19 protein-coding genes and 1 pseudogene are annotated in these 20,976 nt (G+C 68.6%); 6 read left to right on the forward strand and 14 right to left on the reverse strand.

What is annotated here, in order from left to right; translation table 11 throughout:
- Positions 1 to 130: 130 nt before the first annotated feature.
- The 5 genes and pseudogenes from AB0M02_RS29980 to AB0M02_RS30000 all read right to left on the reverse strand — a co-directional run.
- Positions 131 to 739 (reverse strand): transposase, encoded by a 609-nt coding sequence (locus AB0M02_RS29980; RefSeq protein ID WP_364232768.1) that lies wholly within the window; start codon positions 737 to 739, stop codon positions 131 to 133.
- Positions 625 to 1,209, reverse strand: a complete 585-nt coding sequence (locus tag AB0M02_RS29985) for a winged helix-turn-helix domain-containing protein (RefSeq protein ID WP_364232771.1) — start codon at positions 1,207 to 1,209, stop codon at positions 625 to 627. Before AB0M02_RS29985 ends, AB0M02_RS29980 begins: the two co-directional genes overlap by 115 nt.
- Positions 1,210 to 1,319: 110 nt before the next feature.
- Positions 1,320 to 3,704, reverse strand: coding sequence for a hypothetical protein (locus AB0M02_RS29990; RefSeq protein ID WP_364232773.1), 2,385 nt, complete (start codon positions 3,702 to 3,704; stop codon positions 1,320 to 1,322).
- The gene (locus AB0M02_RS29995) at positions 3,701 to 4,876 is read right to left on the reverse strand and encodes a DNA sulfur modification protein DndB (protein ID WP_364232776.1); all 1,176 of its coding nucleotides are present in this window, start codon (positions 4,874 to 4,876) and stop codon (positions 3,701 to 3,703) included. Before AB0M02_RS29995 ends, AB0M02_RS29990 begins: the two co-directional genes overlap by 4 nt.
- A 490-nt stretch (positions 4,877 to 5,366) precedes the next feature.
- Positions 5,367 to 6,353 (reverse strand): annotated as a pseudogene (locus AB0M02_RS30000) (IS256 family transposase); the annotation flags it as partial.
- Between the two features lie 67 nt (positions 6,354 to 6,420).
- Between AB0M02_RS30000 and AB0M02_RS30005 the strand changes: the two are divergent.
- The gene (locus AB0M02_RS30005; RefSeq protein ID WP_364232778.1) at positions 6,421 to 7,623 is read left to right on the forward strand and encodes a helix-turn-helix transcriptional regulator; all 1,203 of its coding nucleotides are present in this window, start codon (positions 6,421 to 6,423) and stop codon (positions 7,621 to 7,623) included.
- Here the strand turns inward: AB0M02_RS30005 and AB0M02_RS30010 are convergent.
- From AB0M02_RS30010 to AB0M02_RS30035, 6 genes are all read right to left on the reverse strand, one after another.
- Positions 7,572 to 8,192 (reverse strand): dihydrofolate reductase family protein, encoded by a 621-nt coding sequence (locus AB0M02_RS30010; RefSeq protein WP_364232781.1) that lies wholly within the window; start codon positions 8,190 to 8,192, stop codon positions 7,572 to 7,574. The genes AB0M02_RS30005 and AB0M02_RS30010 overlap by 52 nt on opposite strands.
- Positions 8,189 to 8,998, reverse strand: coding sequence for a metalloregulator ArsR/SmtB family transcription factor (locus AB0M02_RS30015; protein ID WP_364232784.1), 810 nt, complete (start codon positions 8,996 to 8,998; stop codon positions 8,189 to 8,191). The genes AB0M02_RS30010 and AB0M02_RS30015 overlap by 4 nt, the downstream gene beginning before the upstream one ends.
- A gap of 99 nt (positions 8,999 to 9,097) precedes the next feature.
- Positions 9,098 to 9,943: an LPXTG cell wall anchor domain-containing protein gene (locus AB0M02_RS30020; protein ID WP_364232786.1), complete on the reverse strand. Its 846-nt coding sequence runs from the start codon at positions 9,941 to 9,943 to the stop codon at positions 9,098 to 9,100.
- Between the two features lie 87 nt (positions 9,944 to 10,030).
- On the reverse strand, positions 10,031 to 10,852 hold the full coding sequence (locus AB0M02_RS30025) for a LamG-like jellyroll fold domain-containing protein (RefSeq protein WP_364232788.1): 822 nt from the start codon (positions 10,850 to 10,852) through the stop codon (positions 10,031 to 10,033).
- 112 nt (positions 10,853 to 10,964) lie between these two features.
- Complete coding sequence (locus tag AB0M02_RS30030; protein ID WP_364232791.1) at positions 10,965 to 12,005, reverse strand: hemolysin family protein; 1,041 nt, start codon at positions 12,003 to 12,005, stop codon at positions 10,965 to 10,967.
- Entirely contained in the window at positions 11,998 to 13,332 is a 1,335-nt protein-coding gene (locus AB0M02_RS30035) for a hemolysin family protein (protein ID WP_364232794.1), read from the reverse strand. The genes AB0M02_RS30030 and AB0M02_RS30035 overlap by 8 nt, the downstream gene beginning before the upstream one ends.
- Positions 13,333 to 13,418: 86 nt before the next feature.
- Between AB0M02_RS30035 and AB0M02_RS30040 the strand changes: the two genes are divergently transcribed.
- Positions 13,419 to 14,072 carry a GPP34 family phosphoprotein gene (locus AB0M02_RS30040; protein ID WP_364232797.1) on the forward strand — a complete coding sequence of 218 codons (654 nt, stop codon included), beginning with the start codon at positions 13,419 to 13,421 and terminating at the stop codon, positions 14,070 to 14,072.
- 47 nt (positions 14,073 to 14,119) lie between these two features.
- On the opposite strand, the gene AB0M02_RS30045 is transcribed toward AB0M02_RS30040, so the two are convergent.
- Both AB0M02_RS30045 and AB0M02_RS30050 read right to left on the reverse strand, forming a co-directional pair.
- On the reverse strand, positions 14,120 to 16,255 hold the full coding sequence (locus AB0M02_RS30045) for a (Fe-S)-binding protein (protein WP_364232800.1): 2,136 nt from the start codon (positions 16,253 to 16,255) through the stop codon (positions 14,120 to 14,122).
- 156 nt (positions 16,256 to 16,411) lie between these two features.
- The gene (locus AB0M02_RS30050; protein ID WP_364232802.1) at positions 16,412 to 16,678 is read right to left on the reverse strand and encodes a cell division protein CrgA; all 267 of its coding nucleotides are present in this window, start codon (positions 16,676 to 16,678) and stop codon (positions 16,412 to 16,414) included.
- Between the two features lie 172 nt (positions 16,679 to 16,850).
- Between AB0M02_RS30050 and AB0M02_RS30055 the strand changes: the two genes are divergently transcribed.
- Complete coding sequence (locus AB0M02_RS30055) at positions 16,851 to 17,660, forward strand: DUF881 domain-containing protein (protein WP_364232805.1); 810 nt, start codon at positions 16,851 to 16,853, stop codon at positions 17,658 to 17,660.
- 76 nt (positions 17,661 to 17,736) lie between these two features.
- On the opposite strand, the gene AB0M02_RS30060 is transcribed toward AB0M02_RS30055, so the two are convergent.
- The gene (locus AB0M02_RS30060) at positions 17,737 to 18,600 is read right to left on the reverse strand and encodes a hypothetical protein (protein WP_364232808.1); all 864 of its coding nucleotides are present in this window, start codon (positions 18,598 to 18,600) and stop codon (positions 17,737 to 17,739) included.
- Between the two features lie 478 nt (positions 18,601 to 19,078).
- Between AB0M02_RS30060 and AB0M02_RS30065 the strand changes: the two genes are divergently transcribed.
- The 3 genes from AB0M02_RS30065 to AB0M02_RS30075 are packed head-to-tail and all read left to right on the forward strand — an operon-like array spanning position 19,079 to position 20,945.
- Entirely contained in the window at positions 19,079 to 20,005 is a 927-nt protein-coding gene (locus AB0M02_RS30065; RefSeq protein ID WP_364232810.1) for a class E sortase, read from the forward strand.
- A gap of 3 nt (positions 20,006 to 20,008) precedes the next feature.
- Positions 20,009 to 20,290: a hypothetical protein gene (locus AB0M02_RS30070; RefSeq protein ID WP_364232813.1), complete on the forward strand. Its 282-nt coding sequence runs from the start codon at positions 20,009 to 20,011 to the stop codon at positions 20,288 to 20,290.
- 4 nt (positions 20,291 to 20,294) lie between these two features.
- Positions 20,295 to 20,945, forward strand: a complete 651-nt coding sequence (locus AB0M02_RS30075; RefSeq protein ID WP_364232816.1) for an aminodeoxychorismate/anthranilate synthase component II — start codon at positions 20,295 to 20,297, stop codon at positions 20,943 to 20,945.
- Positions 20,946 to 20,976: the final 31 nt, after the last annotated feature.

Consider the following 20,976-nt stretch of genomic DNA (forward strand, 5'->3'; position numbering starts at 1 on the left):
CCGCGGCCGGCGGACACACCGCACGAACCACCCGGCACTCCAACGCTCGACAGAACACTTGCCGAACGCAACGCCACACACCACAGAAAGGTTACGAAGACGACAAACTACCGCTAGACACCTTTCGCTGTCAGGGTCTGGCGGGGGCTGGTGGGGAGAGTCCGGTCCCGGCGAGGTAGGCGTCGGCCAGGTCGTGGCGGTATTGCATGCGTTTGAGCCGGTTCTTCACCGCGGCGGCGAGCGCGGTGGCGGTGCGCAGGCCGTGGTTGGCCAGGCTGCGTTTCATCGTCGACCAAACCTTCTCGACCGGGTTGAGCTCGGGCGCGTAAGCGGGGAGCTCGTAGACGCGCAACCACCGCCGACGGGCGAACGCGGTCCGGATCTCGGGGGTCTTGTGTAGTGACAGCCGGTCCCAGATGAGCACTATCGGTCCGGACAGTTGCTGATGAGCGGCGTCGAGCAGGCTGATCAGGCCGGGTTCACGGAATCCTTTCGGCTCACCCTTACGCCCACGGTAGAGCAACGTGCGGTAGATCAGCCGGCTGCGGTGGCCGGGCCGGTAGCAGCACAACCCGGCCACCGAGACCCGCACGGTGCCTTTCGCGGTCACCTTGACCACCGGCGTCATGCCCCTGGGAGCCCAGGTCGTGGCCTTGTGAGCTCGGAAAGCCTGCCCGCACTCGTCGGCGGAACAGATCCATGCGCCGCTTCCCGCGGCGACTCTTTTACCGCAGGCCACTGATACCTGCGCCAGTGGGCGATCTCTTCTTCGTCGCGTTCGATCGCCCGGTGGACCGGCATCTGCGCGGTGTAGCCGAGCCGCTGCATCGTTTGCCACGCGGTGGTGATGCCGACGCGCTGGTGGAACAGGGTGGCGATCAACGTGACCACCCGCGCGAGGGTCCACCGCTGGTCATCGCCGTAACCGGCCGCGGCCGGCCTGGCGTCCAGACGCTCGCGCAGCCGCTGCAGCTGGGTGTCCGACAGCCTCGGGTCCGGGCCTGGTGGCCCCTTCGAGGCCAGCGCGGCGGTCCCGCCGGCCGTCCACGCCCGCCGCCACTGATACGCCGACTTGTCCGACACCTCCAGGATCCTCGCGACCCGCGGCGCCGGCACGCCCGCCGCGAACAGGCCCGCGGCCTGCCAGCGGACCTGTTCCCGCCGTTCCCGCTGCGCCTCGTTCAGGCCGCCACCATCGCCGTACCGCATACCACCAGCACACCCGAAACCACCGAAACCGGTCGATCCCCCAAAAGCGTCTTCAATAGACCTGGCACAGACCCTGACCGCGAAAGGTGTCTAGCGGCTGAGGCAGAACCTTAGTCTTCCGCGTACTGCGACGTTTCGCCGCTGTCGCCGGCGTCGTTCACCCCTGCGGCCTTCTTGATCACCTGCTCGAACTCAGGCATGACCGCAAGCACACCTCGAGCGGCCGCTCGCGCTGCGTCGTGGAAGATCTCCGAGGGATACTCCTCGTCGGCCTTGTCCAGGCGCTGCCTGGTCTGGTCGAGGACGAGGAGCGCCAAGCCGACCCCTAAGGCGTAACGCTCTCGCGGGCGGCTCAGGTCGTCGATGTCGCGGGAGCGGGCTGCAATGTAGGTCTTGAATGCCGGGTACTGTTCGTTAAGCTGCACCACTGGAATCTTGGCGTCGCCGAGGCCAGCGACGTGCTCGAAGCCCTCGATCGTGATAGCCACGTCCGCAGCGCGGACATACTCCACGTCGCCGACGTCGCGCTTCTCCCAGCCGTCGACCGATGTGTGGTCTGCCCAACGGAGCACAACCTCGCTGCCGGGTCCAGACCCATCGGACCCGGCAGAGCCTCCGGTGGCACGGCGTCCGTTGCCAGCGCCGCGACCCTGGATCTCCGCAACGACGTCGACCTTGGTCGTCCAGGTCAGCTCCGATCCGAGACCTCCCGCGGCGCGATGCCAGTCTCGCAGCGCCGCGGTCAGCTCGTACCGTCCTGTAGCGGCCGTCTCGGGCACTGTCAGCATGACCCTGACGCGACCAGCGCGGCCGCGCCCAACGGTGATTTCACGCGGGCCGATGTCAGGATGGTCGGTGGTGACTACGAGAATCCCCCGCTCATCCGCCCAGAACTGGTCTACGACATCGACGACGAAACCCACTGAGCGGGTCTGACCCAGCTCGACCTTGATCTCGGCCGGGCCCTCGACCCTGGTGGGGTTGGGGTGCAAGGTGATGGGGCGGCGGCCGCCAGGGGAGCCACCGCCGCTGCGGCCCCCCTTGCCGGGTCCGCCGCCGTTGCCGCGGCCACTGCCACCGCCGAAACCGGTGGCCTGGAACGCTGCGCCGATGCGACGCCCAAGGTCGGCCGACAGGGCCTCGCCGCCAGCGCTGAGCGCCTCGCGAACCAACCGGTCGTTCTCGTCCTTAAGCTCGTCCCAGTCGCTCAGGAAGGCACCGACCGCATCCTCGAGCCGAATCGCGTCATCGGTGCGAACCAAGTCGTTGCGGTCGGCCGTGAACAGGCTCGTGCGGACGAGGATGGGCAACTCGTCGGTCTCGACCACAACCAGTACTCGGTCATGAATCTTGTGAAGCTTCGTGCGGCGCCGGAACTCTGCCGGCGTCCAGTGATGGTGGACCTGCCCGTTCGACGTGAAAAGCACCGCGTGGTCACGCGCCGCGAACTTGTCGATGCCGCTGGCCTCTCTGCGCTTGTCGAACAGCACAAACCTGACTGGAAGGTGCTGAGTCTGACCAGCGGCACGGAATGGAAGAACCTGCGAGGCGGACGGCAGCGCGGTCGCCGTCCCCTGCTCAAGCCGGCGCTCGAGACCGCGCAGGATCGTGCTTCGACTGCGGTCGGTCTCGTTCGTGAACAGCACCGGCATGACCGGCGCGAACAGACGCGTGTCAGCCACAGTGTTGAACGAGCGTTCGTCACGCTCAGTCTTTCTTTGGATGCCGTCGGTCCGGTAAGAGATCAAGGCCAGGTGAGTGCCGGGTTCAAAGCCAGGAACCTTCTCGGCCGGGCACGACCACGGTTCCGCGATGTCGCCGGCGTTTTCCCACGGGGCATCGACAAGGTACATCGCGGTTTTGCCCTTCGTGTTGCTGCGCCACTCCACCACTGCAACTGAGATCACATCTGGCTCATCCTCGGCAAGCAGGTCAGGATGGCGGCGAGTGACAAGCACGACCGCGCCGGCGTTGCGGTAGGTCATCGCGCCGCCCATTCCGAATGCGCCCTGCAAGTACAGCGCGTCTTCCTTGTGGCCACCGCCGAGACGGAAGATGGTACGGGCGATCATGTCCGGTGTCAGACCGCAACCCTTGTCCCGGAACACCGGCGTCAGGCGCTTGGTCTTGCTGGCTGGAGGGTCGGATTCCCGCAGACGGACGGTAACCTGACTCGCCACATCGCGCTCCTCGACGCCGTAGAGCAACGTGCTTGCAGCCTCCCTGGGCGTCTTGAAAGGAATGTCTGTGGCTTCCCCGTACTCCTGCAGCGCCAGCAGCTCGAGCACCGCATCCTGCATATTCGTGACCAGCTCGATGAGCTTGTAGTCGTAGGAGCCTGATGACCCCATCAGCCCGTGGTTGTTCCAGGTATCCGCCAGAGGCCGGTACTCTTCGCCGCCCAGCGCTACGCGGAGCATCGACTGCACATTCATGGCGTCCTGCACCGTCGCGGCGTCGAGCGCGGCGTTAACAATCTGTGCCGGGGTAATCATCGAGAAGATCCCGCCTTAGTATTCGCGTTGTCGTGCGGCGAGGCGCCCTTGGTGCGGACTTGGCGTCCACGGTGGGAGTCGGGGTTCAGCAGAGCGTCGGAGACGTTGTACGCAAATTCTTTCGCGCCACCCACCGCGAACCGCCCGAGGGCATGGTTGGCCTTGCCCGCGATGCCGTCCCACGGATACTGGGGTCCGTTCGGCGTGGGTACAACACGGTCCCAGCGGACCGACTGGAGGCGCTCGACGACCTCGACGACGCTGAGCGCGGACACGTCGTCGCGGCGGATGCCATCCGGCATACAGGCGTTGGCTAGGACCCCGATGCCCGCCATGATCGACGGTGCCGGAAGTACGGTGGTCTTGCGGCCAACGGCGTCGAGGTACGGCTCGATCACCTTCGCAATCCGAGCCCACACCTTAGTCACGGCGGCGGTCAGCTCTTCCTCCCCTACCGAGGTCGGCAGCTCGTACGGCTTGGAGCCGAGCTGAATGCCGGGCCGTCCCGCGACCGTCGTTAACACCCCTTGACGCAACGCGGACAGCGTGACCTGCTCAGGATCCTTCGCGCCGAGCTGCCGAGCGTTCGTGGCCACCCGGAGCCCGGTGGCATCGATGACGCGGCGCGTCAGGGCGGTGACTGGGTCATACGAGTCACGCTCAAGCGCCTCGCTGCTACTCATCTTCACGCCGTAGGTGTTGCGGTCGTGCAGCTGCTGCTGCGCCCACTCCGTCGATCGCGCCGAGTGGATCACCACCGGGACGACGTAGTTGAGCACCTGCTCGTCGTCGGACTGAAGCAGATCGAACCAGGCGCATAGCTGGGTGTCCGAGTCAAAAGCAACCAGCTGCTCGCCCCACGGCAAGTAGGCAGTTCCACCGACGACTTCGATCTTCTCTGGGGTCCAGCCCTCGATCGGCGGCATCGAGCCGGGCCGACGACCTGTAATGGTCTCGTGGATGTAGGTCCGGTAGGCGGCGACGTTCTTCCGCTTCTTCGCCTGAGTCTTCATCAGCCTCTGCACGAGTTCCCGTCTCTCCGCAAACTTGCGCACCTGCGGCAGCGCTTGCAGCACGACTGGATTCTCGGCGACATAGGGGTTTAGGAACACGTTCGGCAGCTGCGCAACGCGCAAACCAGTCAGGAACCGATGCGGGTCGAGCATCGACATGCCTAGCAGAGGGATCCCGTCCGGTGCGGAGTTGGGAGTGGTCACTAGGTCTCCTCGAGTGGGATTATCGTTAACTCGAGTTCCAGAGTAACAGCTCGAGTATGCATGTCAAGAACTCGAGTTCCGAGGCGGCGTCTATCACGGCTCCCCGACCTCATCGCCGATCGACGCTGTGACCATGTTCGACGTGCCGACACGCAAGGCTTCAGCTGCCGTGGCTCTGCTCGAACGCAGTTGAACGCTGCGGATGCACTCCTTACCCCGGCAGGTGTTAAGAGACGAGCCCGACGCGGACCCGTCCTGCGTCACCGGTGCAGAGGAGAACACTGAAAACGGAGGGGCACGGCATTGGTGCGGCAACGTCACCCACCTGGTCCCTGTTTCAGCAGCTAAATACGTGCAGGCGCTAATCTTGAAAACGGTGTGGGGAACGGTCACGTCCGCTGGCGTGGTGTAAGAGGCGGCCAGCGCTGATCCGTGCGCGTTGACCTTATGCGGCGATTGCAGTCGTTTCGACGGTTTCGATGTCGTGTCGTTCGGCATTGATGCTGTTCAGACGTGCTTTGCCAAGGATCTCCAAGCCCATGTAGCGGCGGCCCTCGACCCATTCGTCGGTCTGCTCGGCCAGGACCGCGCCGACGAGCCGGATGATCGCGTCCCTGTTCGGGAAGATCCCGACGACGTCGGTGCGGCGGCGGATCTCCTTGTTCAACCGCTCTTGCGGGTTGTTGGACCAGATCGGGCGCCAGAGCTCGCGGGGTAGGTGGCGAAAGGCAAGCAGGTCGGCGCGGGCGTCGTCGAGGTGCTCGGCGGCGGCCGGGAACTTCTCGCTGACGCTGTCCAGGACCCGCTCGAACTGGGCCGTGACCGCGGCGGTGTCGGGCTGGTCGAAGATCGTGCGGACCAGAGTGGCGACCCAGGGTTGCGCACTCTTCGGGGCCTTGGCGAGAAGGTTTCGCAGGTAGTGGGTGCGGCATCTCTGCCATTGAGCGCCGGGCAGCGCCGCCCCGATCGCGCTGACGAGGCCGCGGTGGGCATCGGAGATGATCAGGCGGACGGCCGGACAGGCCGCAGGCGGTCAACGAGCGCAGGAAGGCCAGCCAGCCGGCGCCGTCCTCGTCGGATGCGACGCCGCGGCCGAGGACCTCGCGGGCGCCGTCGGCGTTGACCCCGACCGCTACCAGGGCGTGCACGTTGACCGTGCGGCCGTGTTCACGGACCTTGACCAGAGCGTCGGTCCACACGAACGTGTACGGCCCAGCATCGAGGGGCCGGTTGCGGAGCGCCTCGACCCGGGCGTCCAGGTGCCGGGCCATCTCCGAGACCTGAGACTTCGACAGCGACTTGACCCCGAGCTGCTCGACCAGCCTCTCCATCCGCCGTGTCGACACCCCGAGCAGGTAGCTACCCCGAGCAGGTAGCTGGTAGCGACCACGCTGACCAGGGCTTGTTCGGCCCGGCGGCGGTGCTCCAGCAGCACCATCAAACCACGCGGTGGTACAGGGACGAACCACGTCCGGGGCCGCCGGGGATAGCGTCGGGGTATGGGGCTGCGGCGCGGTGGGGAATCGGGGGTTGGGGAGCGGATTCGCCAGCGGCGGCTGGTCAAGGGGTGGAGTGTTCGGTTCGCGGCCAGTCGGGCCGGGGTTTCGCATGCCACCTGGAGTCGGATCGAGCGGGGGCTTCAGGCGGCTGACAACCGGTTCATGCTGGCGGGCATCGCTGCCGCTCTCGAATGTTCGCCGGCGGACCTCGTGGGGGTGGATGTTCCGGCGGAGGACCGGCTGGCGGCTGCCGCGCGGGCCGGCGTGGTGGGGTTGCGGCGGGCGATCGTCGACATCGATCTGAGTGATCCGCCCGGTGGGGCTGCGCCGGAGATCAGCGAGCTGCGGCGCGGGGTTGAGCTGGCTGACGGGCTGCATCAGGCGTGTGACTACGCGGGTGCGGCTCGGCTGCTGCCGGGGTTGTTGCGTGACCTGCACACGGAGACGGCGGGGCCGGACAGCCGGGAGGCGCTGCGGCTGTTGTGTGAGGCCGCGTCGATCGCGTCATCGGTGCTGCGCAGTCTCGGGTGTCCGGCGGATGCGTGGTTGAGCGCGGAGCGGTGCCGGGACGCGGCGGAGGCGGCCGGGGATCCGCTGCTGCGCGGGCACGCCGCGTACGTTCTGGCCAGGTCGGCGGTCGCCTGCGGGTCCTATCAGCGGGGGCAGACGCTCGCGGAGCGGGCCCTGGACGACTTGAGTGGGGAGCTCGGCCGGCCCGGTGGGCTGGAGATGCTCGGCTCGCTGCACCTTGTGGCCGCGCTGGCCAGCCGGTGCCGGGACAGCCTCGAGGACAGCCGGGACCATCTGGACGGGGCTGCCGAGCTGGCGCGGCGCACCGGCGAGACCAGCACGATGGGCATGTTCTTCGGTCCCACCAACGTGGACATCTGGCGGATGACCATCGAGGTCGGCAACGGTGATCCGGGCCGGGTCGTGGAGATCGCGCGGCGTACCGATCCGGCGGCGGTGCCGGCCGGGGTTCGGCAGGTGTTCTACTACGCCGACACCGCGCGGGCGCTGACCCGGATCGGCGGCCGGGATCGTGAGGCGATCCGGTTCCTGCTCACCGCCGAGCGCGTCGCGCCGCAGCATGTGCGCACCTCGGACGAGATTGCGGAGACCGTGCGGGTTCTGCTTGAGCGGTCCCGCCGTCAGGCGGGCGGGACCGAACTGCGCGGGCTGTGCGAGCGCATGCGGTCGTAGACAAGAGCCAGCTCGCCGTGAACGCCGCTCTCCTGGCTCACGAGAGTCCAGTCGGCGGCGGGCAGACCGTCGGTGAAGAGGCGGGGGCCCGCGCCGAGGGTGACCGGGAAGATCATCAGGGCCAGACGGTCGACCTGGTCGGCGGCCAGCAGCGACTTGATGACGCTCGCGCTGGACAGGACGAGGATGTCGCCTCCGGGAGCCGCCTTTAGTTCGTCGGCCACGTCGGCCGCCGGCGCGGAAAGGACGGTGGTGTTGTCCCACGGCGCCTCGGTCAGCGTGCTGGACAGGACAGTCTTCTCGCAGGTCACCAGCCATTTCGCGAACGCCTCGTCGCGCGGGTCGGCGCCTTCCATGCCGATGACGGTGGGCCAGAAACCCATGAAACCTTCAGCATTCGTACGCCCGAGCAGCGCTGTCGTCGCCGGCTCCCAGAGGCTCGTCAGGTGATCGCGTGCGACGTCGGAGACGGCGTAGGGCATCACCCAGCTCATGTCGATCGTGTTCTCGGCACGTGCGTAACAACCGTCCAGCGAGAGGCTCATGTTGGTGACGACTCGGCGGGTCATTGCGGACTCCCATCAATAGCTGTCGTGAGTTTGTCGAGGCTCTGCCCGAACCCGATCTCGATGCCGGCGATGAAGTCGGCGGCGTCGACGGTGCTGCCGGTGACGCGGTATTGGACGTCCAGATCGACGCCGTCCGGTGCGGCACGCAGGTCGAGGTCGACCAGCGCGGTGAAGGCGACACCACCGCCGGGCAGCAGCGGGCTCAGTCGGTACGCAAGGTGCTCGCCGGCCCGGACCTCGATCACCTCGCCCTCGGCACGTCCCACCACCACGTCCGAGCCGTCAGCGTCGTCGACGTCGCGATACTCCTGGACGATGCGGCCGCCGGGCCGGGCCTCGAAGACGAACTCGGAGATACGCAGGTCGTCCGGAGCCCACCAGCCGGCGAGCAGAGCGGCGTCGGTCAGGTGGCGCCACAGCTGCTCGGGTGAGGCGGCCAGGGAGCGCCGGAACCGGAACTCCCGCTCGTCGGCCCAGCCCGCCCGGTCGGCCGCCAGCCGCTCGGCCCGGACAGTGCGGCCGTAGCGCTGGAAGCCCTCGGCCTGTTCGGCCTGGTCGGCCAGTCGGGTCAACTCGGCGGCGAGGTCGCGGAGAGCCGCGGGACGCAGCTGGTAGACGCGCCGCTGGCCGATCCGCTCGGAGGCGACGGCACCCGCCCGCTCCAGCGCCTGGAGGTGCTTGGTCGTCTGCGGCTGGCGCGCCCGCGCGAGCTGGGCCAGCACACCGACGGGACGAGGCCGCCCGGCCAGCAGGCTCACGAGGCGCCAGCGTGCCGGATCGGCCAGCGCGGCGAGGAGTTCGTCCATGCCCAAATCATTCCCAGAGAAGAATATTCTTGTCAAGGAATACTGTGGCTGCGGAAAAGGGCCGCTCGATCGTGGGGATCGAGCGGCCCGGGGAAGAGGTCAGGCGGTGAAGCGGGTCCGGCGACGGCGAGCCAGCACGAAACCGACAGCACCGACGGCGAGGAGCGCGGCACCGATACCGGCAACCAGGCCGGTGGAGGAGCCGGTCACCGGAAGACCGCCACCATCGCCGCCGTCACTGGTCGGCGTCGCGGCGGGAGCCGAGGAGGTCGAGGTGGCGGAAGGAGTGGCCGAAGCGGTGGCGGAAGGAGTCACGGTGGGGCTGGCGGTCGGCTTCTGCACCTTCAGGTACAGGAAGCCGAGCGGGTGCGCCTTCTCCCGGAAGGTGAGCTGGTGCGGAACCAGCGTCACCTTGCCACCGGTGCCGCGGGTGGCCTCACCGGCGGCGTTGCTCTTCTTGGCGGCCGCGTCGATGCCGCCCATCTTCTCGACGGCCGCCTTCGTGTGCCAGAAGTAGTTGATCGAGCCGAGCTCTTCCTCCCACGTCGGCTTCGACGACGCGGCGATGGTCGACTCGGAGAAGGCGTACGTGGTCCGCGCCGCCAGAGGCGCGTCGAACTCGCACCACGCGCCGTCGAGGTTGCTGTCCACGTAGTACGCACAGTTCTCGAAGCGGCGCAGCAGGTCCGCGTCGTCGAGGGCGCGGATGTGCACCACCGCGCCGGGCAGCGCCTCGGCCGTCGTGTTGCCCACGCCCAGGACCGAGGTGGAGACCTCGCCCGGCTTGAGGGAGTCGACCTTGATCTTCCCGTTCGCGTCCAGCTCGGTGAGCGCGTCCAGCGCCGACTGAGTGGGTTCGTCGGCGTATGCGGGCCCGCCGGCCAGACCGGACACGAGCCCGGCGAGGCACAGGCCGAGTGCCGCCCGCGCAACCGTCTTCATCATGGAGACCCCCGTGAGTCCTCATCGATTTCCAGAGCGCGGGTGAGGTTAGCGGACATCGATGAAAGAGATCGACCCGGGTGGCGAAGTTCAGCCGATGTCCACGAACACGTCATCGATCGAGCCGGCGAACTGGTCGTTGCCGAAGCCGGGTCCCTTGCCCCCGATGCGCAGCGGTTCGGTGTTGGCGATCGTGAGCATCGGCGGCACCGGCACCCAGGCGCGTGGCCGGCCGTCGACGATCATCGTGAGGCGGTTCGGTGAGCGGCGGCACTCCAGGCTGTGCCAGGTGCCGTCGGCCACGTCGACGAACGGCTCGGCTCGGTAGATCCGGGCACGCTGACCCGCGATGACACAGCTCGGATGGCCCTGCCGGTGATCGACCTGCAGCTTGAACTGGCTGACGCCACCGACGGAATATCCCTTTTGGACCACGTTGGCGCCGTCAGCCAGGTCGCCGTGAGTCATCAGGACCGAGGCGCCGTACCGCAGTGGGCGCCGGCCGGGGTTGAGGTTGTCGTCACGAGTGCCTTCGAGGATGGCGCGGGGGCAGTCCCGCTCACGCGGCAGAGCGCACCGGTCCGGATAGACGACCGCAAGACCACCGCGCTGGGGTACGAGCCGAAGCCGCCCACCGTTCTGCCCGAGCGCCCGGAGCAGGTGCCGCCCGGTGGCGTCCGTGATCGGGCGACCGGCACCACCGTCGAAGGTGTACCGCACGGTCGTCGGAGTCTCCGCCACCCCGATCCGGCCCGGCGCGGTGGTCAGCGGAGCAACGGTGGGTGGGGTACGCACGACGCTGCGCACGGCTTTCACGGCACCCGCATCCGCCGACGCGGCCGGGATGTGGAGTGCCAGAACGAGGGCTGACAGGGCGCCGATGTGTACGACGCGCCGCCGAGAGTGAAGCATGGGGGATATTGTCCGGATTACCACTTGCCTGCCCAAATGAAACTCCGGACCCGGTCAAATGCACCCGTACGCGTTCGCCCGAAATACCGACACCGAATCGGGGAGGCCCGACTCAGCGCGCCCGGCTCACCGGCTGTGCCGCCCCGGCGGGTTCACCGACCACGGCGTGCAGCACGTCGTCTAATGTGATCACTCCGAGCGGGCGCCGGCCATCGCTGACCAGCACGATGTGCAGCCGGTCGCGGCGCATGGTGAGCAGCAGGTCGGCCAGGCTCCGCTCCGGGGCGACGACGGCGAGCGGGCGGATCACCTCCGCCGGGATCGGCAGGTGGCGCTGCGTGGCCGCGAAGCCGAGGACGTCCTTGATGTGCACGAAGCCCAGCACCCGGCGGGTGTCGCGCTGCACGACCGGGAAGCGTGACCGGGCGCTGCGGGTGGCCACCGCCTCCAGGGTCGCCGGCGAGACGTCGTCCGCCACCGTGGTCACCCGCGACCAGGGCAGCAACGTGTCGGCGGCGGTGCGGTTGTTGAGGCCGAGCGCGGCGTGGATCCGTGCGTACTGCTCCGACCCGAGCAGGCCCTCGGTGCGCGCCTGCGTGACCATGCCGGCCAGTTCCTCGGCCGTGAAGACCGTCTTGACCGCGTCGGTGGTCTCGATCTTCCAGAGGCTCAGGATGATCCGCGACGCCCAGCGCATCGCGGTGAGCAGCGGCTTCGTGGCGGTGCAGAACGCCAGCATGAACGGGCCGAGGATGAGCGCGGAACGCTCCGGCCCGGCCAGCGTGATGTTCTTCGGCACCATCTCGCCGATCACCGTGTGCAGGAACGTCACAATCATCAGGGCGATCACGAAGGCGACCGGGTGCACCGCGTTGTCCGGCAGGCCGGTCGCGGCGAACGGGCCCTCCAGCAGGTGGGCGATCGTGGGCTCGGCGATCGCGCCGAGCACCAGCGTGCAGATCGTGATGCCGAGCTGGGCGCCGGCGATCATCAGCGGGATCTGGCTCATCGCGGCCAGCGCCCACCGGGCCGCCTTCGAGGTCTCGGCGAGCGGTTCCAGAGCGGTACGCCGGGAGGCGATCAGTGCGAACTCGCCGCCGACGAAGAGACCGTTGCCGACCAGCAGCACCGCCACGAACAGCAGCTCAGTCATCGGCGGGCTCCGGCGGGGCGACCACGCGGACCTGCTCGATGCGGTGCCGGTCGACCTCCATGACAGTGAACTCCCACCCGTGCTCCTCGTACGACTCGCCGACGACCGGGATGTGGCCGAGCCGGGCGAGGAGGAAGCCGGCGAGCGTCTCGTACGGCCCCTCGGGCAGGCGGAAACCGGTCTGCTCGAGGACCTCGTCCTCGCGGAGCAGACCGTCGGCCAGGTACGTCTTGTCGCCGCCCGGCGCGGTCACCTCCTCGCTGCCGATCTCGTCGAGGTCGGTGTCGTGCTCGTCGGCGATCTCACCGACCAGTTCCTCGATCAGGTCCTCGACGGTCACCACGCCGTCGGTGCCGCCGTACTCGTCGACCACGATGGCCAGGTCGGCGTCCGCGGCGCGCAGGGCGGCCAGCACCTTGTCGAGGCTGAGGCTCTCCGGTACGTACACCGGCTCCTTGGCCAGCGTGGAAACTCGGGTCGAGGCGCGGCGCTCGGGCGGGACACCGAGGGCCTCGTTCACGCCGACGACGCCGGTCACCACGTCGAGCGTGTTCTCGTACACCGGAAAGCGGGTGTGCCCGGTCTCCCGGGCCACCGTGATCAGATCCGCCGCGCTTGCGGTGATCTTGAGGCCGACCACGTCGACGCGCGGGGTCATCGCCTTGGCCGCCCGCTTCTCGCCGAACCGGATCGTGCGGCGCAGCAGCGTCGCGGTCTCGTTGGGCAGCGCCCCGGCGCGGGCGCTGATCGCCGCGAGCAGGCCCAGCTCCTCCGGCGAGCGGGCGCTGGCCAGCTCCTCCTGCGGCTCGATGCCGAGACGGCGGACCAGCCAGTTGGCCGTGCCGTTGAGGACGACGATCAGCCACTTGAAGAGCGTGGAGAACCCGCGCAGCGGCGCCGCGGTGAGCAGGGCGACGCGCATCGGGCGGGCCAGGGCGGCGTTCTTCGGCACGAGCTCGCCGAAGAGCATCGAGAGGAGCGTCGCCACGACCAGCGCGCACACGTGGGTGACGGTCTCGGTGGCCGACCCGGCGATCGGCTCCACGATCGGGATGAACAGCTCGGAGAGGGCCGGCTCGGCCAGGTAACCGGTGAGCAGCGCGGTGAGCGTGATGCCCAGCTGTGCCCCGGAGAGCTGGAAGGAGAGGCCGTGCAGGGCGGTGCGTACGGTCCGGGCCCGGCGGTCACCCGAGGTCGCACGCTGCTCGATCTCCGCCCGGTCGACGGTGACCAAGCCGAACTCGGCGGCCACGAAAAACGCGTTGCCACCCGTGAGCAGCACGAAAGCCACCAGCGGGAGCACCGCGGTCAGGAACAGGCCGTCCATGATCGCTTCACCTCGGCCATCATTCTGCCGGATTGCCGCCAACAGGTACCAACCGCGCCCGTGACGAGGGGGATTACCGTCAGGGAATGAGTCTCCTCGACGAGTTCATGCTTCTCGCGCACGACCGGCTGGGCCGCCGGATCGCCGATACCACCCGCCTCGACTACGGGCTGGGCGGCGCGGTGCTGCTGGAGCTGGCGATGGCCGAGCGCATCGACGTGGTCGACAAGAAGGTCGCTGTCCTGGACCGGTCGCCGATCGGTGATCCGCTCGTGGACGCCGGGCTGGCCCGCATCGACGCCGACAGCCGGCGCCGCAAGGCCGGCCACTGGGTGAACAAGCTGGCCAAGGGCACTCGGCAGCAGGTCCTGGACCGACTCGTGACCACTGAGGTCCTCGACGTCGAACGCAGCACGGTGCTGGGGTTCATCCCCAGGACGCGGTATCCGTGGGTCGGCGGCCACGAGGCGGTCGCCGCCACCGACGCGCGGGAACGGATGCGGGCCGCGCTTCTCGGGGCGACGCCGGACCCCCGTACATCTGCTTTGTGCTCTTTGATCGCCGCGGTGGAGATCGACCGCAAGCTCTTCCCGGACATGGACCGAAAGGTGGTCCGCAGGCGCCTCAAGGAGATCAGCGAGGGCGCGTGGGCCGCCGCGGCGGTGCGCAAGGCGATCCAGGAGGTCCAGGCGGCGATCACCGCTGCCGCCGTCGCCGGTGCGGTCGCTGCCGGCAGCTGAGACGACGATGGCCGGCCGCAGCGGCGACCGGCCATCCGAAGCGTTGGTCAGGCTTCCTGCTTGAGCGACCGCAGCAGCACCGTGGCGACGTCGACGACCTCGACCTCGTCCTGCTTGCCCTTGCCGGTCACCCCGTCGCCGATCATCGTGTAGCAGAACGGGCAGCCCACGGCGATCGTCTTCGCGCCGGTAGCGAGGGCCTCCTCGGTCCGCTCGACGTTGATCCGCTTGCCGATCCGCTCCTCCATCCACATCCGGGCGCCGCCGGCGCCGCAGCAGAAGGAGCGTTCCTGGTTGCGGGGCATCTCGACGAGGTTGGCCGCTTCGCCGAGCACCTCACGCGGCGCGTCGAAGACCCGGTTGTGCCGACCCAGGTAGCAGGGGTCGTGGTAGGTCACGTCACCGTCGATCGGCTGGACCGGGGTGAGCTTGCCTTCCTTCACCAGATGCGCGAGCAGCTGCGTGTGGTGCACCACCTCGACCTTGAGGCCGAGCTGTTCGTACTCGTTGCCGAGGGTGTTGAAGCAGTGCGGGCAGGTCGCGACGATCTTCTTGACCTGCGCCTCCTGCAGCGTCTCGACGTTCTGCTGAGCGAGCATCTGGAAGATGAACTCGTTGCCGATCCGCCGCGCCGGGTCACCGGTGCAGGTCTCGCCCTCGCCGAGGATGGCGTAGCTGACACCGGCCTCGTTGAGCAGCGTTGCCACCGCGCGAGTGGTCTTCTTCGCCCGGTCCTCGAAGGCACCCGCGCAGCCGACCCAGAACAGATACTCGAAGTCCTCGGTCTCGCCGACGCGCGGCACCTCGAAGTCGAGACCCTTGGTCCAGTCCTCGCGGGTGTTCTGCGGCGCTCCCCACGGGTTGCCCTTGTTCTCCAGGTTGCGCAGCATGACGCCGGCCTCGGAAGGGAAGCTCGACTCGATGAGCACCTGGTAACGGCGCATGTCGACGATGTGGTCGATGTGCTCGATGTCGACCGGGCACTGCTCGACGCAGGCACCGCAGGTGGTGCAGGACCAGAGCACGTCCGGGTCGATGACGCCGTTCTCGTCGACGCCGCCGATCAGCGGGCGGTCAGCCTCGGCCATCGCCAGCACGTCGACGCCGGCCAGCTGCTCCTCGGTGCCCTTCTCCTCGCCCATCAGATCTTTCCCGCCTCCGGCGAGGAGATAAGGGGCTTTTGCGTACGCGTGATCGCGCAGTGACAACACGAGGAGTTTCGGTGACAGCGGCTTGGCCGTGTTCCACGCCGGGCATTGCGACTGGCAACGACCGCACTCTGTGCACGTCGAGAAGTCCAGCAGGCCCTTCCAGGTGAACTGCTCGACCTGGGCGACGCCGAACTGGTCCTTCTCCGGGTCGGCCTCCTCGAAGTCGAGCGGCTTGCCCTCGCTCATCATCGGCTTGAGCGCGCCGAGACCGGAACCGGCCGGCTTCTCCGGGCTGCGCTTGAAGTAGATGTTGAAGAACGCCAGGAAGCGGTGCCAGGCCACACCCATCGTCGGGTTGAGCGAGATGGTGATCAGCCAGGTCATCGAGATGCCGATCTTGATGAGGGCGGCCCAGGTGGCGCCGTCCTCCCAGGCCGGCAGCACCGCGCCGACGGCGTGGCTGACCGGAGTGGCCCAGAGCGGGTACTCGAAGTGGTCGGTGGCGACCTTGAAACCGCGGATCAGGAAGCCGAAGAGCAGCACGCCGACGATGACGGCCTCGACGAAGTACGCCTGCCACATGGTCGAGCCGAGGAACCGGCTCCGCTTCACCGCGCCGGGCTTCTGCCGCTGGCGGACGAACACCAGGTACAGGATGCCGATCATGCCGAGGATGCCGAACCACTCGGTGACCAGGCCGAAGATCGTCCAGTGGCCGACGAGCGGCAGGCCCAGCTTCGGGCTGACGACCTCGAAATACGCCTCGAGGACCAGCAGCGACAGGATGACGAACGAGACCATCACGAACCAGTGGGCCGCGCCGATCGCGCTCCACTTCAGCATCCTGGTGTGACCGAGGGTCTCGGTCAGCATGGTCCTGGTCCGGGTCTTCGGCTCGGCGAACCGGGCCGGTTCCGGCTGACCCTGGCGGATCACTGCGGTGATCGTGAGAACGGCTCGGACCGCCAGGTAGACGGCCACCACGGTGACCGCCCCCGCTAAGACGGTGGCGACGATCTGCGCGATGCCCATCTGCGTTGTGCCTCCTCGGTCCGGCCAGTGCGCCAGCCCAATGTTACCCACGAGTAATAGACGAGCGCGCGTCGCGGGTCAAGCAAAGCGCACCCCACGCGGAGCGGGGGTGCGCTTACTTTCGGCGTTTTTGACCCTTCTGACCTAAACCAGAGGTCAGCGCCAGCGGGACAGCAGCCCCAGCGAGGCGACCATGCAGCCGAAACCGACCGCAAGGTTCCAATAGCGCCAGCTCTCGACGGGCCACTGCTGCGACGAGAGGTAGTAGACGACGAGCCAAGCGATGCCGATGACGATCAGGCTCACTGCGGTGACTGGCAGCCAGACCGGACTCGGCTTCTTGGATGCAGCCGCCTTCACCGCCGGGCTGATGTCCGACGGCGGGGTGTAGACCTTCTTCTTGCGAACCTGAGACTTCGGCACGGTGCTCTCCTGAGGGCAACAAGTGGTGAACAACCCACCGCTGAGCGGCTCCGGGATCCCCGAATGCTGCCCGTGGCGAATACTGTTCGACAGCTAGCGTAGTCAAGTCGATGCGGAGACAGGCACCCGCCGGGGCAGGAAATACCTCGGCGTCGGTTCTTGAGGGGGCTGGGTGGTCTTTCAAGGGGGAGGCGATGCCTCCTGGCGACTAGTGCTGCGCCGTGCCGCGCGAGGCCTCCGGCCCCGTCGCGACCAGCGCAGAACCATCTGGTCCGCGGGCGTTCCGCTGATCGCTTTGGCTGCGGGTCTGCTCTTCACCACCTCAGCGACAACAGCAGACGGTACGGCGTTGCGCGACGACCGCCGGCCACAACTGACTCAGTTGATCACTGAGAAACGCAAGCGCCTTGCCTCGAGCCAGGAGGAGGCCGCCAAGCTGATGGCCGACGTCGACCAGGAGACGGCTCAGCTGGCCGAGGTGGACGAGCCGGTCGCGACCGCCCGGGAGAACGTGGCCGCCATGCGCCAGCCGGCCGGCTTCACGGCATTGCGCGGCCCCGGCGTCACGGTGACGTTGAACGACTCACCACGAAGGGGTACGGACTTCGGCGACAACGCCCCGGACAATGACGATCTCGTTGTTCACCAGGGCGACGTCCAGGCCGTGGTGAACGCTCTCTGGGCAGGTGGGGCGGAGGCTATGACGATCATGGATGTCCGCGTGATCTCCACGAGCGCGGTACGCTGTGTCGGCAACACGCTGCTCCTTCACGGCCAGGTCTTCTCACCCCCCTTCAAGATCACCGCGATTGGCGAACCCACAGCGATGAGTCAAGCGTTGGAGTCGTCAGAGGGAGTCAGGCAGTTCCGGGAGGCCGTCGCCGACTTCGGGCTCGGTTACACGGAAAAGGTGGAGAAGAACGTGACAGTGCGGGCGTACGACGGATCGACCGACCTCCGATCGGCGCAGGCTGCCCGGTGATGGTTCCCCCCGAGCAGTCCCCGAACCCGCCCGGCAAGGGCCGCCACCGCGCACCGGATGGCGACGCGCAGACCGCTTACATCCCCCGGATCACCGACGCCTCACCGGACGGTGTCCCCGGCGGGCCACTCGCGCCCCCGGTCGGCCTGGGCGGCAACGTCGACCCGCGTCCCGCGCGGTCGCCTCTGCCCATCCCGGCTCCGGCGGGTCCGGGCGTGACGGGCACACCACCCGTAAACGGCACAGGATCCCCGCTACCGGCCGAAAGCCCGGTGGGCGGCACCGCGGTGGCCCCGCTGCCCACGCGAGGCGCAGCCGCCCATTCCGAGCCGGTTGCGCCACAGAGCGGCGGCGGCTGGCAGGGCGGCTCAGCCACCGACCCGTCGGTGACCGCGCAGATCGGCGCCCCTCTGGAGGCGACCGGCCGCCGCAGCGCCCCGGCCGAGACCTGGCCGACCGCGGCACAATCGAGCGCCCCGGCCGAGACCTGGCCGACCGCGGCACAATCGAGCGCCCCGGCCGAGACCTGGCCGACGGCCGCGCGAACGAGCGCCCCGGCAGACAACTGGCCGACAGCCGCCCGGCCGGTCGCGCCGGAGCCCTCATGGCCGAGCGCACCGGCGGAGACACCCGCCTGGCCGACGGCAGCGCGAACGGACGCTCCCGCCGGCGGCTCGGGATGGGACGCCGCGACGAGCTGGAACAACGGGGCGGGCGCGACCGCGATGCCGCGCGGGTGGGACGAGAGCGCCCGAGCCAACGCCACCACGCCGCCCCACGGAGCCACTCCGTCCAACGGGAGCACGCTGCCCAACGGGGGAATGCCGTCGAACGGGGGAATGCCGTCGAACGGGGGAATGCCGTCGAACGGGGGAATGCCGTCGAACGGGGCCGCTCCGGCGCCGGCCGGGCCGGCCGCGGCCTGGAACAGCACGGCCACGGCAGCTGCCGGCCAGATCAATCCCGGTCAGGTCAACGGAACGCACACGGTCGCGGCCCCCACCGACAGCACCACCACCGCGTGGCTGCCGACCGCGAGCCCGGCCCGCCAACCCGCGACCCCGCCGCAGGCGACCCCGCAGCAAGCTGCCCCGCAGGCGACGCCACAGGCAGCAGGGGCCGCACCGGCGGCGTGGGCTCCGGCGGTTGCCGCGCCGACAGCAACGCCCGCAGCGCCGGCGGCATGGGCTCCGGCGGTTGCCGCGCCGACAGCAACGCCCGCGGCGCCGGCGGAGTGGGCTCCGGCTGCGGCCGGGCCGATGCCGGCGGGGGCAGCGCCTGTTGCGCCGGGTGTGGTGCCAGGGGTGGCGGGGACGGGGCGGACGAGCGATCCGAGTCCGACGGCTGTCATCCGTACCATTGACGCTCCCACCGGCTTGCTCCCCGCATTGCCGCAGGGTGCCCCGCTTCCTGGCAAAATGACCGCTCTCCCGCCCGGCGGGGCCGCTCAGGCCGCCCGCGACGCAGCCGGCCCCGACGCCGCACTCGGCGCCGCATCGGTCAGCGCGAGCCCCTCGGTCCGCCCCGGCGGACCGGACGACGTCCCCGCCGAACAGCCCGCGGAGGCCGAGGAGCCCAAGCGCGGCGAGCGGGTGGTCAAGCTGCGCCCGGAGCAGACCGACGAGGGCTACAAGAGCGTCTACTCCGAGCTGACCCGCCCGACGATCGGCTCCCGGATCCGGACCGGCATCCGCACCTCCGGCGAGCTGATGATCACTTTCGGCCTCGTGGTGCTGCTGTTCGCGGGCTACCAGGTCTTCGGCAACTCGGCCAAGGTGCAGTCCGAGCAGGACAACCTGGAGCAGGAGCTGGACCAGGCCTGGGCCGACCCGACCGTGGCGCCCACCACCAGCAACGTGAAGGCACCGGCCGCGCCGAAGGACGGCCTGGTCGGGCGCCTGTACATCCCGAAGCTGGACAAGAAGTGGGTGGTCGTCGACGGCGTGCAGCCGGACGACATCCGCTACGCGCCGGGCCACTACCCGGAGACCGCCAAACCCGGTCAGATCGGCAACTTCTCGGTGGCCGGTCACCGGATCAAGAAGATCTTCTGGCGGCTCGACGAGCTCAAGGACGGCGACGTGATCGGCGTCGAGACCAGGGACAGCTGGTACGTCTACCACGTCTACAAGTCCGAGGTCGTCAAGCCGCATCAGGTCGAGGTGGTCGCCGCGGTTCCCGGCAAGCCCAAGGCGAAACCGACGAAGGCGCTGCTCACGCTCACCACCTGTAACCCGAAGTTCAACAACTACGAGCGGCTGATCGTGCACGCCGAGCTGGTGCAGACTGTGCCGCGCGATCCGACCAAGGCCGACGCCGGCATGCCGGCGGAGATGAAGGCGTAACCGATGTACGCGTGGATCTGGCGCAAGCTCCCGGGCAACCTCTGGAGCCGGGTGTCCCTGTCCCTCGTGCTGGTCTCCGCGATCGGCGCGCTGCTCTGGTACGTGGTCTTCCCCTGGGCGACGCCGCTGCTCCCGTTCGACGACGTCCAGGTCGAGGCCGGCACCGGGCAGACCGACTCCGGGCAGGTCGACTCGGACTCGGTCATTCCCGGCGAGGGAGAGGCACCCGAGGAGATTCCGTACAGCGTGACCTCCAACCACCCCGAGCCCAGCCCCAGCAGGTGATGACGTGCGCATTCTGGTGATCGACAACTACGACTCGTTCGTCTTCAACCTGGTGCAGTACCTCGGCCAGCTCGGCGCGGAGTGCGAGGTCCGGCGCAACGACGAGATCTCGGTCGGCGACGTGGGCGGGTTCGGCGCCGCCGGCATCCTGCTGTCGCCGGGCCCGGGTGAGCCGACCCGTGCCGGGATCATGATGGACGTGATCAAGGAGTACGCCGGGAAGATCCCGATGTTCGGCGTCTGCCTCGGCCATCAGGCGATCGGCGCCGCGTTCGGCGCCACCGTGGCCCGCGCCCCCGAACTGCTGCACGGCAAGACCTCCGAGGTCCACCACAAGGGCGTCGGCGTTCTCACCGGGCTGCCCGACCCGTTCACCGCGACCAGGTACCACTCGCTCGCCGTGCTCCCCGAAACGCTGCCCGCCGAGATCGAGGTGACCGGCCGGACCGACTCGGGCGTGGTGATGGCGATGCGGCACCGGGAGCTGCCGATCGAGGGCGTGCAGTTCCATCCGGAGTCGGTGCTGACCGAGGGCGGTCACACCATGCTGGCGAACTGGCTCGCCTCGTGCGGCCTGCCGTCGGCCCTGGAGAAGGCCCCGGCCCTGGCCGCCGAGGTGGAGGCCCGCCGCCGGTCAGCGTTCGCGACCGTCTGAGCAACGAGTCTGAAGCGAGGCACGAAAAAGG

Origin of the sequence: Actinoplanes sp. NPDC051861 (assembly GCF_040681145.1) — a bacterium.
GTDB lineage: Bacteria > Actinomycetota > Actinomycetes > Mycobacteriales > Micromonosporaceae > Actinoplanes.

Coding starts and splice junctions, on each gene's coding strand:
- AB0M02_RS29985 (WP_364232771.1), bottom strand. CDS start 1,209: ATGCGGTACGGCGATGGTGGCGGCCTGAACGAGGCGCAGCGGGAACGG.
- AB0M02_RS29990 (WP_364232773.1), bottom strand. CDS start 3,704: ATGATTACCCCGGCACAGATTGTTAACGCCGCGCTCGACGCCGCGACG.
- AB0M02_RS29995 (WP_364232776.1), bottom strand. CDS start 4,876: ATGTCGATGCTCGACCCGCATCGGTTCCTGACTGGTTTGCGCGTTGCG.
- AB0M02_RS30005 (WP_364232778.1), top strand. CDS start 6,421: ATGGGGCTGCGGCGCGGTGGGGAATCGGGGGTTGGGGAGCGGATTCGC.
- AB0M02_RS30010 (WP_364232781.1), bottom strand. CDS start 8,192: ATGACCCGCCGAGTCGTCACCAACATGAGCCTCTCGCTGGACGGTTGT.
- AB0M02_RS30015 (WP_364232784.1), bottom strand. CDS start 8,998: ATGGACGAACTCCTCGCCGCGCTGGCCGATCCGGCACGCTGGCGCCTC.
- AB0M02_RS30020 (WP_364232786.1), bottom strand. CDS start 9,943: ATGATGAAGACGGTTGCGCGGGCGGCACTCGGCCTGTGCCTCGCCGGG.
- AB0M02_RS30025 (WP_364232788.1), bottom strand. CDS start 10,852: ATGCTTCACTCTCGGCGGCGCGTCGTACACATCGGCGCCCTGTCAGCC.
- AB0M02_RS30030 (WP_364232791.1), bottom strand. CDS start 12,005: ATGACTGAGCTGCTGTTCGTGGCGGTGCTGCTGGTCGGCAACGGTCTC.
- AB0M02_RS30035 (WP_364232794.1), bottom strand. CDS start 13,332: ATGGACGGCCTGTTCCTGACCGCGGTGCTCCCGCTGGTGGCTTTCGTG.
- AB0M02_RS30040 (WP_364232797.1), top strand. CDS start 13,419: ATGAGTCTCCTCGACGAGTTCATGCTTCTCGCGCACGACCGGCTGGGC.
- AB0M02_RS30045 (WP_364232800.1), bottom strand. CDS start 16,255: ATGGGCATCGCGCAGATCGTCGCCACCGTCTTAGCGGGGGCGGTCACC.
- AB0M02_RS30065 (WP_364232810.1), top strand. CDS start 19,079: ATGACCGCTCTCCCGCCCGGCGGGGCCGCTCAGGCCGCCCGCGACGCA.
- AB0M02_RS30070 (WP_364232813.1), top strand. CDS start 20,009: ATGTACGCGTGGATCTGGCGCAAGCTCCCGGGCAACCTCTGGAGCCGG.